Below are 15,561 nucleotides of genomic sequence, written 5' to 3' on the forward strand. Positions count from 1 at the left end.
AAGTGGTACAAGACAAGAGCCATTTTCAGCGTGTTGGATTAGACCACTTATGATGGGGCCGTGCCCCTTCGCCTCGATCCCTCTGATACGCGGCCGCTACCCGTGCAAATCGCCGCGGCCCTGCGCGCCCAGGTCGCCGCCGGAGTCCTCCTGCCCGGCGAGCGCGTTCCCTCGACCCGCAACTTGGCTTCGCAGCTCAGCGTTTCCCGAGGCAGCGTGGTCACCGCCTACGACCAACTCACAGCCGAGGGCTACCTCACCGCAGAGGTCGGGTCGGGCACCGTCATCAACCCGCGCCTCCCCCACGCACGTGCCCCCCGGCCGGAGCCAGCCCCCACACCGGCCGCCGAGCCCGAACTAGTGTCACTGACCCCCGGCCTGCCCGACACCGCCGGCATCCTCACCCCTGAATGGAGGGCCGCGTGGCGCGCCGCGGCTGTCGACCCCTCCGGCGATCTGCCCCACGAGGTCGCCGCCCACCTGCGCCACATGCGCGGGCTCACCGTGGACCCGGCCTGCGTGCTCATCACGGCCGGCGCCCGCGACGGCCTCTCCGTGCTCCTGCGCGCCCTCGGCCGCCGGCTGCGCGTGGGCGTGGAATCCCCCGGCTACCCCAGCCTGCGCCGCGTACCTCATGCCCTCGGCCATACGTTGGTGGAAATCCCCACCGGCCCCGAAGGCGTCACCGTTCCCACAGCCGATCTCGACGCCCTCATTGTCACCCCCAGCCACCAATACCCCTACGGTGGCTCGCTGCCCGCAGCCCGGCGCGCCGAACTCGTCGAATGGGCCCGCACACACGACGCCCTGCTTATCGAGGATGACTTCGACTCCGAACTGCGCTACGTCGGCCAGCCGCTGCCCGCCCTGGCCGCACTCGCCCCGGAACACACCGTGCTGCTGGGTACCTTCTCCTCGGTCATCTCCCCCTCAATTGCCTGTGGCTACCTCGTCGTTCCACCGCGCCTGCGCCCGGCCGTGGACCACGTGCGCGAGGTCTTCGGCCAACCCGTCGGTTCCATTCCCCAGGCCGCGCTCGCCCACTACCTTTCAAGCGGCGCTTTACGACGCCACACCGGCCGCATGCGCCGCACCTACAAACGCCGCCGCAACCTCGTAGCCGAAACGCTCGGCACCATCGATGGCGCGCAACTCCTCCCCATCCACGGTGGCCTTCACGCGGTATTGCTGTGCGACCCAGCCGTGGTCCCCCGCGCCGCCGCCCGCGGCATTAAGCTCACCCCGCTGCGCGACTATTGGGGCGGCGCCGACGCCGAAGATGGCGTCGTACTCGGCTTCGGCCACCTCAGCGACACCGAGCTGCGCACGAGCCTCACCGCGGTCGCGGCCGCCTTACGCGAGTGATACCGTCACCCCAAAGACCATAAAAGAAAGGTAATACATGTCTATTGGCATCTGGGAACTCGCACTCATTCTTCTTTTCATCGTCGTGGCCGTCGGCGTCGTTGCGCTCATTACACGAATCTCCCGCGGCAACAACGAGAGCCACCACCCCACCGATAGCCACAAAAATCACCACCCCCACCCCTAACCCAACTGACCGCTTGGTCTATTTTTATTCTCGTTCCTGCCAGCGGGTTTCACTAAACCCATTCGCAAGACATACCGCTTGGTCTAGTCTTGCCAAGCATGACGACGAAATACGATAACTCCAATTCCAACTGGTCCTTCGCTACCCGCTCCGTACACGCGGGCCAAAACCTCGACGGGCACCACAACGCCCGCAACGTGCCGATTTACCAGACCACTTCCTACGTTTTTAACGACGCCGAGCACGCGGCCAACCGCTTCAACCTTTCCGATGCTGGCCCCATCTACACCCGCCTGACCAACCCCACCCAGGACGCGCTGGAAGAACGCCTCGCCTCCCTCGAGGGCGGCGTCGCGGCCGTTGCCTTCGCCTCCGGCCAGGCCGCCGAAACCGCGGCCATTTTGAACCTCGCCTCGGCCGGCGCCCACATCGTTACTTCCCCGCGCCTCTATGGTGGTACTTCCACCCTCTTTACCGTCACGCTCAAACGCCTGGGCATCGACGTTACCCTCGTCGAGGACCCGGACGATCCGCAATCCTGGCAGGACGCCGTCCAGCCGAATACCAAGGCCTTCTACGGCGAGACCTTCGGCAACCCCGTGGCCGATGTCCTCGATATCCCGGCCATCGCCGAGGTCGCCCACAACAACCAGGTCCCGTTCATCGTGGATAACACCACCGCCACCGCCGCCCTCGCCCGGCCGCTGGACCTCGGCGCGGATATCGTCGTGGTCTCCACCACCAAGTTCTACACCGGCAATGGCTCAGCCATGGGCGGCGCGATTATCGACGGCGGCTCCTTCGACTGGACCGTCACCCGCAACGGCGAGCCCGTCTTCCCCTACTTCGTCACTCCAGATGAGGCCTACCACGGCCTGAAATACGCCGATCTCGGCGCCCCAGCCTTCGCGCTCAAGGCCCGCGCCGGCCTGCTGCGCGATACCGGCGCCGCCATCTCCCCCTTCAACGCCTGGCTGACGCTGAACGGAATAGAGACGGTGGGGCTGCGCGTCGAAAAGCACAATGCCAACGCCCAGGCCGTCGCCGAATACCTGGAAGGCCACGCCAAGGTCACCAAGGTCAACTACGCCGGCCTGGATTCTTCGCCGTACAAGGCCACCAAGGAAAAGCTCGGCTATGCCTATACCGGTTCCGTGTTCTCTTTCGATATCGATGGCGGCCGCGAGGAAGCCTGGGCGTTTATCGACGCCCTCAAGCTCCACTCCAACCTCGCCAATATCGGCGATACCCGCTCCCTGGCCGTGCACCCGGCGACCACCACGCACTCGCAGTCCGACGAGCCTGCGCTGGCAGCGGCCGGCATCACCCAGTCCACCATCCGCCTATCCGTGGGCATCGAGCACATCGATGACATCATCGCGGATCTCGACCTGGGTTTTAACGCGTTGGCATGAAGCTAGTTAGCATCGGCAACTTTCACACCGAAGCCGGCGCCACGCTTGCCGACGCCCACATTGCCTACCACCGCTTCGGCCGCCTCCTCGGCGATCCTCACGGCCGCAATAACGTCATTGTGATCGAACACGCCCTGACCGGTGATTCGAATGTAGCCGAATGGTGGGCCGATCTGGTTGGCCCTGGCAAGGCGCTAGACACGACGAAGTGGTGCGTTATCGCCACCAATGCGCTGGGCGGATGCGCCGGCTCCACCGGCCCCGCCTCCCCGCACCCAGACGACGGCCGCGCCTGGGGCTCGCGCTTCCCCGCGCTTTCGGTGCGCGACCTCGTCTCGGCCGAGCGCGCCGCGCTCCGCGAGCTCGGCATCACCCACGTCCACGCCATCATTGGCGGTTCGATGGGCGGCGCGCGCACGCTGGAGTGGACGCTGATGCACCCCGAGGCCGTTGATGCGGCCTGCGTCATTGCCGTATCGGCCCGCGCTTCCGCCTGGCAGATTGGTATCCAATCGGCACAGATCGCGGCCATAGAGCAAGATTCTTTCTGGCACGGCGGCGATTATTACGCCTCTGCTCAGCGCCCGCGCGAGGGGCTGGCGGCCGCGCGTCGCATTGCACACCTGACGTATCGCGGCGAGCAGGAAATCGACGAGCGCTTCGGCGTCCAGGCCCAAACCGGCGAGAACCCACTCGGCCCCTACCGCCGCCGCAATGAGCGCTTTGCCGTCAACTCCTACCTGGACTACCAGGGCACCAAGCTGGCTGACCGCTTCGATGCCGGTTCCTATGTCACCCTCACCGAGGCGCTCAACCGCCACGATATCGGCCGTGGCCGCGGCGGCCTCAACCGCGCACTAGGCTCGTCCGAGGTGCCGACCATGGTTGTCGGCGTGGACACGGATATCTTGTACCCGTATCACCAGCAAGAACACATCTCGCGCAACCTTGGCAACCTGCTGGCGATGGCAAAGGTTGTCTCCCCGGTAGGCCACGACGCCTTCCTGACCGAGTCACGCCAAATGGATCGCATCCTGCGCAATTTCCTCACGCTTTCCCAACCGGACCCGGGCATCGATTCTGCGGCGGGCGATCCCACGGAGCATTCGATTTAAAGGCTCGCTGCATCCGCGATCACCAAAGCCGCGCAGCGCGCACTAGCTATAAGCGGTGCGGCACGCTGCGCTGGGGTTATGGCTTGACGCGGCGGGACGGGGCTCAGCCGTCTTCGGGCGGTGAGGCCCAGGGCGGGCGCCAGACGATACCTTCACCGGGCCGGCGCTCGAGCCTGCCGCGGCGCGGCGGCGCATTAGGGTCATCATCATTGACCCCGTTGTGATACTTGCAGGCCATGGTGAGGTTCTCGGGATTCGTGTCCCCACCGAGCAGCCACGGGGTGAGGTGGTGGACTTGGCATTCATCCGCTGGCGTATGGCAATCAGGCCACGGGCACACAGGGGTTTCCGCCATCGCCATCTGGCGTTGCTTCCATGTTGCTAAGCGCCGTGCTTGATAGAGGTTTACGGGGCCGGTGACGGGGTGGATGAGGGTGATAAGGCCGACGTCGGCAAGCGCGCGGCGGGCAAGGTCTGCACCGGAGATTTGCGCGCCATTGGTCAGCTGCAGGGTGACGTCCTCGCCGTGGATGACCTTGACCATCTCATTGAGGGTGAGCACCACATTGGTGGTGATTATGGAAGCGGCGGCGCCCTGGGAAAAGACGCGGCGAGCATCGGCGACGGTGGAGACATGGTTGTTAATCTCTGCCACCAGTTCGGACTCGGCGGTAATGGTCAGCGTCCACAGGTCATCGCGGCGGCGGGTCAGGCGCACGCCCTCAGAGCGCTTGGTGGTGCGCTCCTCGCGCACAAGGCGGCGGGCGCGCTTTTCAATCTCGCTGGTAGCAACGCGCAGGGCGCAGAGTTCCTCGCGCAGCGCCCAGGCCGCGCGCTGGGTTTTCATCTTCTGAGCATAGTGCTCGATGATTTTTAGCGCGTCGAGCGGCAGCGTAGTGCGGCGGGCGGTGCGCTGCTTGGCGCGAAAGGAGGTGCGGCCGAAGTAGGTATCGGCAAGGCGGGCGAACTCGGCGGCTTCGCGGTCGCTAAAGCCCTTATCGACGAGCTCTTCTACCGACAGCCCAGCACACTCCTCGATGAGCACCATCGGGGAGTTCACGGCTGTCAGGTAGTTCGAAATCATGGCCCTGAGCCTAAACCGGCCGCGCAACTCGGCGCGCGGTGACGGGCGGCAGCCTGTGGATAATCTCCCGAACGACACCCTCTAAGGCCGAGATAGGTGAAAGCTCTACAAAAGACTGTGGATAACTAGCTGCCGAGCGAATCCACGGAGAAGGCCAGAAAGGCCATCACGGCGCCGAGTAGGCCGGTAAAGCAGGCATCGAAGCGACGCGAACGCACTGCCAGCACGCCAACGCGGCTGGAATCACAAGTCAGGCGTACCACAGTGAGCCACAGCAGAGCGAGTCCAAGGAGGAACGTGGCTCGGCGCCAGTACTCGAAGACCGCGTAACCGCCGGAGACTATCACGCCGGCCACGAAGATTCCGATGGCCGCCCACTGCGCGGCGGGCGGCAGCGGGGAGGGCGCGAGGCCGGCGTCGTGCGGATTGTCTAGATTCACGCCAACTTTTCCGCGCGCTCGACGATATTGCGCACCAAGAAGGCACGGGTCAGCGGGCCGACGCCGCCAGGGTTCGGCGAGACGAATCCGGCCTTGTCCCAGCAGTCTGGGTGGATGTCGCCGGTGAGCTTGCCGTCGACGCGGGAGACTCCGACGTCGAGAAGCGCGGCGCCTTCCTTAATCATGTCCGCAGTGAGCATGTGGGGCTGGCCGGCGGCGGCGATGACGATATCGGCCTCGCGGGTCTCGGCGGCCAGGTCCTTGGTGCCGGTGTGGCAGAGGGTGACGGTGGAGTTCTCGCTGCGGCGAGTAAGCATCAGGCCGATGGGACGCCCCACGGTCACGCCGCGGCCGATGACCACGGTCTTGGCGCCGTCAAGCTCAACGCCGAAGCGGCGCAGCAGGTGCAGGCAGCCGTTCGGGGTACAGGGCAGGGGTGCGTCCTCGTTGAGCACGAGCTTGCCCAGGTTGACTGGGTGCAGGCCATCGGCGTCCTTTTCGGGGTCGATGCGCTCGAGGATGGCGTTTTCATCTAGGTGCTTCGGCAGCGGGAGCTGGACGATGTAGCCGGTGCAGGCATCATCGGCGTTGAGCTCATCGATGACGGCCTCGAGTTCTTCCTGCGTGATATCGGCCGGCAGGTCCTTGCGGATGGAGTTGATTCCGAGCTTTTCGCAGTCGCGGTGCTTCATCTTCACATAGGACTGGGAGCCAGGGTCTTCGCCGACCAAGACGGTGGCGAGGCCGGGCGTAATCCCCTTGTCTTTCAGCGCGGCCACGCGCTGGGCGAGGTCGGCGAAAATCTCGTCGCGGTACAGTGTGCCATCTAGTTTGGTAGCGCTCATAGCCACCATCCTAGACTGAAGGCATGAGCCAGCTGCACATTGTCTTTGATAACCCCGTCATTCCCACCAATACGGGCAACGCCATCCGCACGGCCGCGGTGACGGGCGCGAGCCTGCACCTAATTGAGCCGCTGGGTTTCAATTTCGACGATAAGCACTTAAAGCGCGCCGGACTGGATTATCACGATCTGGCCGATGTGCAGATTCACAAGGATTTTCAGGCCTGCATGGATGCGCTGCCGGGGGCGCGCGTCTTCGCGTTTACCACGCATACGGATAAGTGGTTTACGGATATCGAATACCAGGAAGGCGATGTCCTTCTCTTCGGCACGGAGCCGACTGGCCTGCCGGAGGAGCATATTAACCATCCGCGCGTGACGGACCGCGTGCGCATTCCGATGGTGCCGGCCAGGCGCTCGATGAACCTGTCGAATTCGGCGTCGACGGCCGTATTCGAGGCGTGGCGCCAGCTGGGATTTAACGGGGCGGTTTAAGTCCTGGCAGCTGGCGGGAGCGCAGGCGAGTTAGGAGTGCGGTGGCGTCGGCAAGCGTGAGGTTGCGCGCGGCCATGCGCACGGGCCCTTGGACTAGGTCGAGGTCGACGGTGGCCAGGCCGAGCGCCTGGGAAATCGGCCCGCGGCGGTAGGTTAGCTCCTGGATATGGGAGGTGTGGATGGCCTTGATGCGGCGGTTGAGCCGGCCGTTGCGCACGATGACGTAGTCGCCGGTGAGCGCGACGGTTTGCTGGCGGTAGTCCAGCGGGGAGACCCATTTGGCGCGGGCCGGCGAGGCGTAGGTGGGCGCGGCGTCGGCCGGGAGGAATTGCCGGGCTTGGGCGAGGGTGCCCACCGGCAGGATGCGAGTGGAGCCAGAAGCCTTGCCGCTTGCCGACGCCCCATACCCCGCCACCGACACCCTCACCTCGTACCAGCCCAACGGCCGCCAGAGGAAGGGCTGGGTAATTTGCACGGCGTGGATGCGGTCGAGGCGAATGCTTTGGCGGCGGCGATCGGCCAGGCCGTAAGTGATGTTGAGGACCTCGCCGTCGGTGCGGGCGGTGTAGCGCCAGGATGAATCGAGCACGTTCCAGACGTTGGGTATCGCGCCGACGAGGATGGGCAGCGCGGTCGACAGCGGCAACCGGGTGACCACGACGACGATGAGGAAGCCGACGAGGAAAAGCGTGGAGGTGCGCAGCGCGGCCGCCACAAGGGAACGGGCGATCGGAATTTCGGGCACGAGGGCCGGTTCTTCAGCCGGCGGGGCGGGTGTTGGGGCGCTGGTCGCGTCGGCGGCGGTTGCGTCGAAGTCAGTGTCCGCGGCCGGTGTGGGAGCGCCGTGGACGCGGGCGAGGATGTCCTCGCGCAGGGCTTCGGCGTCGGCCTTTTTGAGGTACGCGATTTCGATGACGGATGACTGGCCGCCGGCTGTTTCTACGCGCACGGCCGCCAGCCGGAAAAGGCGGGCAATGACGGGCTCGACGACGTCAACGGCCTGGGTGCGGTCATAGCGCGCGGTGCGCAGTTGGGTAGAAAAGAGTCCGCGGCGCAGGGAGAGCTCGTCACCGCCGAGCTGGTAGCCCATGCGGCGCCACCACAGGCCGGAGGCGAGCCACACGACCGCGCAGACCGCAACGAACCCGGCGATCGCAAAGGCGGTATCGCGCAGGGCCTCACCGCGGTGCTCGCCAGTGATGAAGGCAAAGATATCGCGCAGGGCTTCCAGGTTGACGTTGAGGGCGAAGGCCGCGATGAGGGCCAGGATCACTGACCATAGGCGCAGCAGCGGGGTGAGGCGGTGGACGCGGCGGAAGCTTGGTTGGGTGCTGGACTGGTCGCTCATAGGCCGCTCATCCGTTCGCGGGCTTGGTGAGCAAGGCGGGTACGGAGGGCGTCGGCAAGCGGGGCTTCCAAGCCCTTAATGGTGGCGTCCGTGCTGGCCGAGGCCGTGTGGAGCTGCAGCTTTTTTAGCCCGAGGGCGCGGTCGATGGGCCCGGAGGTCACGTCCACGAATTGGATGCGGCCGTAGGGCACGACGGTGAAGGAATGCCAGAGCTTGCCGCGAGTGATAAGCAGCTCATCGTCGGTCTCGAGCCAGCCCATGTTGCGCACCTGGGCGGGGATGAGCCAGAGCAGCCAGAAGAAAAGGGCGACGAAAAGCCCGGCCGCCCAGTAGAACCACGGGGTCCACCAGAAACCTGCCGCACCGGCGGCCGCCGCGAGGACAATCATCCAGCTCAGGTGGTGGATATAGCGCGAGGTCACCAGGCGTGGCGAGACGGGATTCATTTCTTCGCTCATAGTTATTGACAGTATCAATCGGGCCATACCCTCGCGGCACTGTGGCGGCACTGTGTACGGCGCTGGACTGCCAGCCGGGAGACATCTTCGGCGTCGAGTAGCAACCCTTGCCAGGGTGTTGGGTTTATGCAATACTTTGACTTATGTCCCCAAAGAAGAAGCCCTCCGCACCCATTCATAACCGGGTTCGTGTGCTGCGCGCCGAGCGGGACATGTCGCGCGCGCAGCTGGCTGAGGCCATCGACGTCAACCCCCAGACCGTCGGAGCCCTCGAGCGCGGGGACCACTCCCCCAGCCTGGACCTAGCCTTCCGCGTCTGCGAAGTCTTTGACCTTCCGGTGGAGGCCATCTTTTCCCGCCAGGAATTTGCCCCTATGTCCACTGAAATCTATAGGAAGAATTCCTAATGGCTACCACAATTCCTGCCTCTGTTTCTCGCCGTAAGCACCTGGTCTTGGCCGGCGATATTTTTCTCGGCCTGGCCATCGTGGCTGCGGCCCTGCACTTCTTCACGCTCAGCTTGTCTAACTTGCTATGGCCGATTGCCGGTATCGCGGCCACCATCTACACCACGTCGCTCCGGCAGTCCATCCGTCGCCTCGATGAACCCACCACGGAGATGGATGAGTACGAACTGCGCCTGCATACCGACGCCCGCGACACAGGACTTAAGACCGCAGTGGTTATTTCTATAGTGCTCTTCCTCGTCGCCGGCGCCACCGCATTCGGGCTGCGCTTCTTCGGTGCGGAGCAGGTCGCGGTGGAGCAGGCGACCTCGGGGGCCAATATCGCCATCTTCTTTGCCAAGCTCATCTACACCCAACTGCTGTGGATTCCATTTGCGGTAGCCAAAGAATTGGCCAATAAACTCAACGCAGACGAGCTGCGCAGCGGCGGCAACTAGCGGAAGTCGCGGGAGCCGCGGGAGAGGAATTCTCCAAAGTCCAACGGCTCGAGCTTATCTGCGACCACGCTGACCGCGCCGGTGGCATTTTGCACGATGCCGCGGATGATCATCGCGCGGGCGGTGCGAGCCACAACCTTGTGCCGCGACCACAATCCAGGTGAGACCATCACATTCATCAGGCCGGTTTCATCCTCGACACCCAAAAAGGTCAGGCCAGACGCGGTGCGCGGACGCTGGCGGTGAGTAATGATGCCAGCGATACGCACGCGGGTGCCATCGGGGACATGGGGGAGCTGGGAGGCAGGGAGGACGTCGGCAAGCGAGGCACGCACCAGCTCCATCGGCTGCTGGTTATGGGTCACGCCGGTGGCAGCGACGTCGGTAGCCATGAGCTCAAACGCGGACATACCGGGCAGGTGCGGCGAAGCCAGGGCGGACGTACCGGGCAGCATGCCCTCACGCTCGGTGGCGGCGACGCCTGCCTGCCACAGCGCTTGGCGACGATCCAGCCCAAGGCACTCCAACGCCCCGGCCGTAGCCAGCGCCTCCACCTGCTCCACGCTGAGATCCGCCCGGCGCGAAAGATCGGACACGCTAGTAAAAGGCGCGGCCGCCTCCACGCGCTCGGCGGCGGACTCCCCCAGCCCCTTGATGAGGTTAAGGCCCAAACGGATCTCGGACGACCCCGTCGCACGGGCCTGGGCACCGGAGTCATTGATGCCCACCGGCAGCACCCGCACGCCGTGGCGCCGGGCGTCTTGGATGAGCGACTGCGGGGAATAGAAACCCATCGGCTGCGCGCGCAGCAACCCCACGCAGAATTCCGCCGGGTAGTGGTATTTAAACCACGCGGAAAAATACACCAGCGAGGCAAAGGACTGCGAGTGCGATTCCGGGAAGCCATAGGCGGCGAAGGCCACGATTTTGGTCCACAGTTTTTCTGCTACCTCGCCCTCGATGCCATTGGTCTCGCGCAGGCCGGCAAAGAAGCGGCTGCGCAGCGCGGCCATCTTTTCCGGTGAGCGCTTCGAGCCCATGGCGCGGCGCAGGTCATCGGCCTCGGCACCGGAGAAGCCGGCGGCGTCAACCGCGATCTGCATCAGCTGCTCCTGGAAGAGCGGAATACCTAGCGTCTTGCCCAGGGATTTTTCCAGCACCGGATGGTCATAGGCCACCTCCTCAAGGCCATCGCGGCGGCGCAGGTAGGGGTGCACGGACCCGCCCTGGATAGGGCCGGGGCGAATGAGCGCGACCTCGACCACTAGGTCAAAGAAGCGGCGCGGCTTCAGACGCGGCAGCGTGGCTAGCTGCGCGCGGGATTCCACCTGGAAGACACCCACCGCATCGGCGCGGCAGAGCATGTCATAGACCTCCGGCTCGGCAAGATCGAGCTCCCACAGGTGCACCTCGCGGCCGGTGGTGGCGCGCACGGCATCGATCATATGGTGCAGCGCCTCCAGCATGCCTAGGCCCAAGAGATCGAATTTCACCAGGCCGGCGGCCGCGCAATCATCCTTATCCCACTGCAGCACGGAACGATTTTCCATGCGCGCCCATTCCATAGGAACGACGTCCGCAATGGGCCGGTCACACAGCACCATGCCACCGGAGTGGATGCCCAGGTGGCGGGGCTGGCCGAGGAATTGCTCGGCTAAAGAGGAGACGTCGGCAGGCGGCTCGGAGGTACCTTTCGACCACGCATCGGCCGAGCCCTGCGGGTAGCCCAACGCGCGGGCGGCATCGCGCGTAGCTCCCTTGCGGCGATAGGTAATGACATTGGCCACCTGCGCGGCACGATCGCGGCCGTGGGTGCGGTAGACATACTGGATGACTTCCTCGCGGCGGCCTGACTCGATATCGATATCAATATCGGGCGGGCCATCACGGTCCGGGGAGAGAAAGCGCTCGAAGAGCAACTGCGCGGAGATGGGCTCTGCATTGGTAATGCCCAGCGCAAAGCACACCGTGGAGTTGGCGGCCGAGCCGCGGCCTTGGCACAGAATATTCTCGCGGCGGCAAAAATCCACCAGATCGCACACGATCAGGAAGTAGCCGGGAAAGCCCAGCTGCTTGATGACGCCCAGCTCATGCCGAATCTGTTTCCTTGCTGCCTGCCGGATCTCGGCCGGGCGCGAAGCATAGCGGTCCTTGGCGCGGCGCCAGACCTCATGCTCCAGCCAGCTCATTTCGGTGTGCCCCTCCGGCACCGGAAAATGCGGCAGGTTGGGCGCGAGGGAATCCCAGGTAAAGGAGCACTCTCGGGCGAGCGCCACGGTTTCGGCGATGAGCTCCGGCCGATCTGGCAAGAGTTGTGCCATCTGCTCGCCGGATCGCAGCCAGCCGGCCCCCATGGGGTGGGCGTGCGGCGCGGCGGCCGCTAGGGATTCGCGCCGGGCCAGGGCACGCTTGGCAGCAGCAAGCCGAGTTTGATCGCGGGTCGCGGCCGCGGGCCGTGCGGTTGCGATGGCCCGCAAGTTATTGTATTTATCCAGGAAACGGTACTGATCCGCATCCTCGGGGGACATGCTGCACGAATATTCGAGAACTATGCTGTCTATTTTTATTCTTTCGAGCAGGTTATCGATTTCTGCTAGCGCCTCCGGCCCCACCAGAAAGAAGCACTCCCCTTCCAGTTCGCGCGCCACCTCATCCAAGGGCGGATAAGCCACGCGATCCTTCTCCCCGGCTTCCATCCGGGCGCGCGCAATGAGGCGCGACAGGCGGCGATAGCCCTCCGGGGTGCGCGCCAGCACGGTCACCGGGGCCTCCGCGAGCGATAGCTCCGCACCATATACGGCCGGAAGACCGGCTTTAGCAGCGGCTTCGGCGAATTTCATGAGCCCATAAAAACCATCGCGGTCCACGATGGCCAACCCCTCAAGGCCCAGCTCCGCAGCCCGTGCTACCAGTTCCTCCGGCTCAGCGGCGCCGTCAAGAAAGCTATAGGAACTTACCGCATGCAGCTCCGCAAAGGGCACGGTGGAATGGCCGTGCTGGGCAGGAGCCGTTGGTCCGGGAAGGTGATCCATCGGCACGGGCGCAGCAGATTCGCGGCCAGAGAGGACGCGCTCCACCCGCGACCATGACAATACCCTTCCGCCATTAAATTCCACTCCAGACAGCGTAATATCGAATCATTGTTCTAGACAAGCCGGTGGGACGTGATGCCCACAATAGACAAAGCGGTTCGCTGATTGCTAAGTTGCTACACAGACAAATTATTTCAACTCCTACAAGAAGGGGATTCCCCATGCAGATCCGTCGCGTAGTGGCTGCTACCGCCGCCGTGTCCATCGCCGCCACCAGCCTGGTGGCATGCTCTTCCGACTCCGATGACTCCAAGGCCATCAAAGTCGGCACCACCGATGACGCAAAGAAGGCTTGGGTAGCGTTCGAGCAGGAAGCAAAGAACGCAGGCTATGACATCGATATCCAGCCTTTCGCGGATTACAACACCCCGAACCAGGCTCTGGACCAGGGCGAGCTGGACACCAATAACTTCCAGCACCTGAAGTTCTTGGCGGAGTATAACCACGGCAACGGCACCAACCTGGTGCCTATCGTGGCTACCGAGATCGTGCCGCTGGCACTGTTCTGGAAGGACCACGACTCGCCCGACGGCATCGAGGGCGAAGAGGTCGCCATCCCGAATGACTCCACCAACCAGGCTCGCGCCATCAACGTGCTGGTCCAGGCCGGCCTTCTCACCTTGAAGGACAAGGACAACCTGGAGCCCACCCCACTGGACATCGATGAGAAGAAGTCCAAGGTCAAGGTCACCCCAGTAGACGCGGCACAGACCACGTCCGCGCACGGCGAGGGCACCCCGGCGATTATCAATAACTCCTTCCTGGAGCGCGCCGGTATCGACCCAGCCACCGCCATCCTCAAGGACAACCCGAACTCTGAAGAGGCAGAGCCGTACATCAATGTCTTCGCCGTCCGCGAGGAGGATGCCGATAACGAGGACATCAAGAAGCTCGCCGAGCTATGGCACAGCGACGCCGTCCAGGAGGGCGTCGACGAAGACTCCGCCGGCACCTCCGTCGAGGTAGAGCGCAGCCAAGAGGATCTGCAGAAGATCCTGGATAAGCTCGAAGCAGATCTGGACTAATCACCCTTGCTTTTACCCCGCCGGAGCCCCCGGCGGGGTTTGGCACTTTCCTAGCTAAGGACGCAAACACGTGGCAGATTCCACTCACCGCGGCACCCGCATCGAGTTCCGCGAGATCACCAAGGTCTTTAAACAGAAAAAGGCACGAGTCAAGGCCCTCGACAATGTCTCCATGACCATCGAGCCCGGCGAAATCGTCGGCATCATTGGCTATTCCGGCGCCGGCAAGTCCACCCTCGTGCGTATGATCAACGGCCTAGACACCCCGTCCGCCGGCGAACTGTTGCTCGACGAGACCAATATCGTCGGCATGTCCGAGAAAAAGCTGCGCGGCATTCGCCGCAATATCGGCATGATTTTCCAGCAGTTCAACCTGATGAACTCGCGCACCGCGGCCGGCAATATTGAATACCCGCTGCAGCTGCAGGGCGTCGGCAAGCAGGAGCGCGCCAAGCGCGTGCAAGAGCTGCTGGACTTCGTCGGCCTGGGAGACAAAGGCAAGAGCTACCCGGAGCAGCTCTCCGGCGGCCAGAAGCAGCGCGTCGGCATTGCCCGTGCGCTGGCCACCAACCCTTCGCTGCTGCTTGCCGACGAAGCCACTTCCGCCCTCGACCCCACCACCACGCAGGAAGTCCTCGACCTGCTGCGGCGGGTGAACAAGGAATTCGGCATCACCATCGTGGTCATTACCCACGAGATGGAAGTCGTACGCTCCATCGCCGATAAGGTCGCCGTGATGGAAAACGGCCGCGTAGTGGAACAAGGCAGTGTCTACGAGGTCTTCTCCAACCCGCAGACCTCCGTGGCCGCCAAGTTCGTGGCCACCTCGCTGCGCAACGAACCCGACGTCGTCGAAACCGACGACCTGCTTGCGCACGAAGGCCGCCTGTTTACCATCAACCTCACCGAGGAATCCGGCTTCTTCACCGCCGCCGCCCGGCTCAAGGAAGCCGGCGTGTCCATCGCCGTCGTCCACGGCGGCATCACCACGCTGCAACAGCATTCCTTTGGCAAGCTGACTGTGCGGCTTAGCGGCGATAATAACGCCATCGAAGAGTTCTACCGCACGCTTTCTACCACCACCCAGATTGAGGAGATTGCACGATGACCGTCACCACCCTCGCCCAAGCCAACTGGGACCGCCTCGGCCCTTCACTGGCCGATGCCATCGTCGATACCCTCATCATGGTCTCGACTACTCTCATCGTCTCCGGCATCCTCGGCCTTGGCCTGGGCATGCTGCTCTACACCACCCGCACGGGCGGCATCCTGCAAAACAGGTTTGTCTACGTCATTGTTAACCTGCTGGTGAACTTCGTCCGCCCCATCCCGTTCATCATCTTGCTGGCCTTTGCCCAGCCGTTGACCGTCGCCGTAATGGGCGGCTCCATCGGCCGCGGCCCGGCTACCTTCGTCATGGTGATCGCCGCAACCTTCTCCGTGGCCCGCGTGGTGGAGCAAAACCTCGTGGCCATCGATCCCGGTGTTATCGAGGCCGCCCGCTCCATGGGTGCCTCGCCGTGGAAGATCATCACCTCCGTCATCGTTCCGGAGGCCCTCGGCCCGCTGATTCTGGGCTACACCTTCCTATTCATCGCCATCGTGGATATGTCCGCTATGGCCGGCTACGTCGGCGGCGGCGGCTTGGGTGACTTTGCCATCGTCTACGGCTACCGCGCCTTTGAGTGGGAAGTCACCGTCGTGGCCACACTCATCATCATCGTGCTGGTGCAGGCCGCCCAGTTCCTCGGCAACTGGCTTTCTTCCAAGGTCATGCGCCGCTAGCCCC

17 protein-coding genes are annotated in these 15,561 nt (G+C 63.9%); 11 read left to right on the forward strand and 6 right to left on the reverse strand.

The features are described 5' to 3' along the window. Positions 1-60: 60 nt before the first annotated feature. The 4 genes from MHY08_RS01985 to MHY08_RS02000 all read left to right on the forward strand — a co-directional run bounded on the left by MHY08_RS01985 (position 61) and on the right by MHY08_RS02000 (position 4,082). Entirely contained in the window at positions 61-1,365 is a 1,305-nt protein-coding gene (locus MHY08_RS01985) for a PLP-dependent aminotransferase family protein (protein WP_239235061.1), read from the forward strand. Between the two features lie 37 nt (positions 1,366-1,402). Continuing rightward, positions 1,403-1,552: a hypothetical protein gene (locus MHY08_RS01990; RefSeq protein ID WP_239235063.1), complete on the forward strand. Its 150-nt coding sequence runs from the start codon at positions 1,403-1,405 to the stop codon at positions 1,550-1,552. Between the two features lie 98 nt (positions 1,553-1,650). Continuing rightward, complete coding sequence (locus tag MHY08_RS01995; protein WP_239235065.1) at positions 1,651-2,967, forward strand: O-acetylhomoserine/O-acetylserine sulfhydrylase; 1,317 nt, start codon at positions 1,651-1,653, stop codon at positions 2,965-2,967. Next, positions 2,964-4,082 carry a homoserine O-acetyltransferase gene (locus MHY08_RS02000; protein ID WP_239235067.1) on the forward strand — a complete coding sequence of 373 codons (1,119 nt, stop codon included), beginning with the start codon at positions 2,964-2,966 and terminating at the stop codon, positions 4,080-4,082. The genes MHY08_RS01995 and MHY08_RS02000 overlap by 4 nt, the downstream gene beginning before the upstream one ends. A 103-nt stretch (positions 4,083-4,185) precedes the next feature. Here MHY08_RS02000 and MHY08_RS02005 read toward each other — a convergent pair whose 3' ends face one another. The 3 genes from MHY08_RS02005 to MHY08_RS02015 all read right to left on the reverse strand — a co-directional run bounded on the left by MHY08_RS02005 (position 4,186) and on the right by MHY08_RS02015 (position 6,451). Further along, the gene (locus MHY08_RS02005) at positions 4,186-5,166 is read right to left on the reverse strand and encodes an HNH endonuclease signature motif containing protein (RefSeq protein WP_239235069.1); all 981 of its coding nucleotides are present in this window, start codon (positions 5,164-5,166) and stop codon (positions 4,186-4,188) included. 125 nt (positions 5,167-5,291) lie between these two features. After that, positions 5,292-5,606 (reverse strand): DUF3017 domain-containing protein, encoded by a 315-nt coding sequence (locus MHY08_RS02010; protein WP_239235071.1) that lies wholly within the window; start codon positions 5,604-5,606, stop codon positions 5,292-5,294. Next, on the reverse strand, positions 5,603-6,451 hold the full coding sequence (locus MHY08_RS02015) for a bifunctional methylenetetrahydrofolate dehydrogenase/methenyltetrahydrofolate cyclohydrolase (protein ID WP_150850691.1): 849 nt from the start codon (positions 6,449-6,451) through the stop codon (positions 5,603-5,605). Before MHY08_RS02015 ends, MHY08_RS02010 begins: the two co-directional genes overlap by 4 nt. A gap of 23 nt (positions 6,452-6,474) precedes the next feature. Here MHY08_RS02015 and MHY08_RS02020 point away from each other — a divergent pair, with 23 nt between their 5' ends. After that, positions 6,475-6,945 carry a tRNA (cytidine(34)-2'-O)-methyltransferase gene (locus tag MHY08_RS02020; RefSeq protein WP_005322648.1) on the forward strand — a complete coding sequence of 157 codons (471 nt, stop codon included), beginning with the start codon at positions 6,475-6,477 and terminating at the stop codon, positions 6,943-6,945. Here MHY08_RS02020 and MHY08_RS02025 read toward each other — a convergent pair. Both MHY08_RS02025 and MHY08_RS02030 read right to left on the reverse strand, forming a co-directional pair. Next, complete coding sequence (locus MHY08_RS02025) at positions 6,929-8,293, reverse strand: PH domain-containing protein (RefSeq protein ID WP_239235073.1); 1,365 nt, start codon at positions 8,291-8,293, stop codon at positions 6,929-6,931. The two genes, MHY08_RS02020 and MHY08_RS02025, sit on opposite strands and share 17 nt — an antisense overlap. After that, complete coding sequence (locus tag MHY08_RS02030; protein ID WP_179387420.1) at positions 8,290-8,751, reverse strand: PH domain-containing protein; 462 nt, start codon at positions 8,749-8,751, stop codon at positions 8,290-8,292. The genes MHY08_RS02025 and MHY08_RS02030 overlap by 4 nt, the downstream gene beginning before the upstream one ends. Before the next feature lie 5 nt (positions 8,752-8,756). On the opposite strand from MHY08_RS02030, the gene MHY08_RS11725 reads away from it, so the two are divergent. Genes MHY08_RS11725 through MHY08_RS02040 form a run of 3 tightly spaced genes read left to right on the forward strand, consistent with a single transcriptional unit; the run spans position 8,757 to position 9,655 of the window. Beyond that, positions 8,757-8,852, forward strand: a complete 96-nt coding sequence (locus MHY08_RS11725; RefSeq protein WP_350223465.1) for a helix-turn-helix transcriptional regulator — start codon at positions 8,757-8,759, stop codon at positions 8,850-8,852. 42 nt (positions 8,853-8,894) lie between these two features. Beyond that, positions 8,895-9,158, forward strand: a complete 264-nt coding sequence (locus MHY08_RS02035; RefSeq protein ID WP_239235075.1) for a helix-turn-helix transcriptional regulator — start codon at positions 8,895-8,897, stop codon at positions 9,156-9,158. After that, positions 9,158-9,655 carry a hypothetical protein gene (locus tag MHY08_RS02040; protein WP_239235077.1) on the forward strand — a complete coding sequence of 166 codons (498 nt, stop codon included), beginning with the start codon at positions 9,158-9,160 and terminating at the stop codon, positions 9,653-9,655. Before MHY08_RS02035 ends, MHY08_RS02040 begins: the two co-directional genes overlap by 1 nt. On the opposite strand, the gene MHY08_RS02045 is transcribed toward MHY08_RS02040, so the two are convergent. Beyond that, positions 9,652-12,771: an error-prone DNA polymerase gene (locus MHY08_RS02045; protein WP_239235079.1), complete on the reverse strand. Its 3,120-nt coding sequence runs from the start codon at positions 12,769-12,771 to the stop codon at positions 9,652-9,654. The two genes, MHY08_RS02040 and MHY08_RS02045, sit on opposite strands and share 4 nt — an antisense overlap. Before the next feature lie 137 nt (positions 12,772-12,908). On the opposite strand from MHY08_RS02045, the gene MHY08_RS02050 reads away from it, so the two are divergent. The 3 genes from MHY08_RS02050 to MHY08_RS02060 all read left to right on the forward strand — a co-directional run bounded on the left by MHY08_RS02050 (position 12,909) and on the right by MHY08_RS02060 (position 15,557). Beyond that, entirely contained in the window at positions 12,909-13,772 is an 864-nt protein-coding gene (locus tag MHY08_RS02050; protein WP_239235081.1) for a MetQ/NlpA family ABC transporter substrate-binding protein, read from the forward strand. A gap of 70 nt (positions 13,773-13,842) precedes the next feature. Further along, positions 13,843-14,880, forward strand: a complete 1,038-nt coding sequence (locus MHY08_RS02055) for a methionine ABC transporter ATP-binding protein (RefSeq protein ID WP_239235084.1) — start codon at positions 13,843-13,845, stop codon at positions 14,878-14,880. Next, positions 14,877-15,557, forward strand: a complete 681-nt coding sequence (locus MHY08_RS02060; protein ID WP_239235086.1) for a methionine ABC transporter permease — start codon at positions 14,877-14,879, stop codon at positions 15,555-15,557. Before MHY08_RS02055 ends, MHY08_RS02060 begins: the two co-directional genes overlap by 4 nt. Positions 15,558-15,561 lie beyond the last annotated feature (4 nt).

This window comes from Corynebacterium sp. ACRPJ, from assembly GCF_022347345.1.
Taxonomy (GTDB): domain Bacteria; phylum Actinomycetota; class Actinomycetes; order Mycobacteriales; family Mycobacteriaceae; genus Corynebacterium; species Corynebacterium tuberculostearicum_D.